Here is a 1,788-nt window from a genome sequence, read left to right as displayed (position 1 = left end):
TATAAGCGGCCTGATCAAACTGAATGATCCCCTGGGTTTTTCATTTAAGCTGGAAGAATATTTCAGCCCGGCTGTCCTCGATTTGCCATTTCTGGAACCATACGCCCTGGCCATTGCCTTATTTGTGGTTATCCTCGAGGTGATCCTGGGGATTACCCTATTATTGGGGTATCAGATCCGGCTGACCCTGTGGACGCTTTTGGGGACGATCCTGTTTTTTACCTTCCTGACGTTTTATTCTGCATATTTTAATAAGGTTACCGATTGCGGGTGTTTTGGGGATGCCGTTAAACTCACGCCCTGGGAGTCCTTTAGCAAGGATGTGATCCTGCTGGTGTTGATTCTTGTACTGATCTGGGGTCGGAAGTATTTGAAACCCCTGGGTTCTGCGAGTTTCAGACTCGGCGCTACCGCAATAGCACTTCTGGCATGCATCTGGTTCGGGAATCATGTATTGAATCACCTTCCTGTGGTGGATTTCCGGCCATATCACGTGGGTGCAAACATCAAAGAGGGCATGGAAATCCCTGAGGACGCCCCCAGGCCGGTATACGAATACGACTGGAAATTCAATATCGACGGGAAAGAAAAAATCATCACCACCCTGGGGGACTACCCGGAGGTGGATGGGGAATTTGTGGGCCTGGAAGGGACACGGGAGATACAGGCGGGCTACGAGCCCCCTATCCATGACTTTACTGTGGAATACAACGGTATTGACCTGGCCGGCTCCCTGCTTCAGAGAAAAAACGTGCTTTTAGTGGTGGCCTACGATTTAAGCAAGAGCCATAAAGATGCCTTTGAGGCGATAAAAATACTGACTGATTCGGCCCTTTCCTTCGGGTATTCCGTGGCCGGGCTTTCGGCCTCCTCCGCAGAGGAAACCGGAAACCTCAAACACCGCTACGGGTTGAATTTCCCATTCTATTTTACGGATATGACGGCCCTTAAGACCATTGTCCGCTCCAATCCCGGGATACTGAAATTACAGGAGGGCACCATAGTGCAAAAGTTGCATTACAACGATCTGGAGGCCTTGAGTTTGCCAAAACTCTCAGATTCCGAGAAATACCCCCTGGAATTGAAATCTTACCTGGACAGTATTATGGTCCTGGATCAGAAATACCGGGCCAACTTCAGCATGGAAACCTGGGGAAAGCAATTAGAAATAGACCAACAAAATATGGTGGCTGTAGATTCAATCATTGGGCAATATGGATATCCGGGCACCAGTCTCGTGGGTTCTGAAACCGACAGGGCCGCGTGGTATGTCATTCAGCATTCTGAGCGGATTGACGAGTTCTTACCGCAGGTTCAGGTGGCTGCAGAGACCGGAGAACTTCCCTACCGCCTTTATGCGATGATGCTGGACCGTTCCCTGATGGGACAGGGCTTACCACAGAAATACGGAACCCAGGGCAGATCTTATTTTATGAATACCCCAGAGGAAATCAACCTGATCTGGCCTATTGAAAACCCGGAAAATGTCAATGCCCTGCGGGCTGAAGCAGGTTTTAATCAAACTGTTGAGGAGTCCACGGCAGACCTCTTTGGAGAAGGAACCGAGTTTATTCCGTATACCCTGGAAGAGGTCGCTGAAATTGAAGCAAAACAAAATACTACTAAATACTAGAGAGCCATGAGGACAAAAATCGTTGCCGGAAACTGGAAAATGAATATGGACAAGGAAGGGACCAAAGCGCTGTTGACCGATTTGGTTGCAAAGCTACCCCGGACCGCAACACTCGTTATGGTGGCTCCCACATTCGTAAACCTCGAGTCGGCTGT

General features: G+C 49.2%; 2 protein-coding genes. Both read left to right on the top strand.

Translation table 11 applies throughout. From position 1 onward, the window contains the following. A partial coding sequence (locus tag WBV75_RS08675; RefSeq protein ID WP_424120233.1) for a BT_3928 family protein occupies positions 1-1,633 on the top strand: 1,633 nt, incomplete at its 5' end. A 6-nt stretch (positions 1,634-1,639) separates the two neighbouring features. After that, positions 1,640-1,788 (top strand): triose-phosphate isomerase (locus tag WBV75_RS08670; protein WP_424120234.1); only part of this gene is annotated, 149 nt, incomplete at its 3' end.

It is taken from the genome of Robiginitalea sp. (assembly GCF_049588695.1).
Taxonomy (GTDB): Bacteria; Bacteroidota; Bacteroidia; order Flavobacteriales; family Flavobacteriaceae; genus Robiginitalea.
The sequence above is the reverse complement of the archived record's forward strand: the minus strand, read 5'-3'. Positions and strand labels throughout refer to the sequence as shown.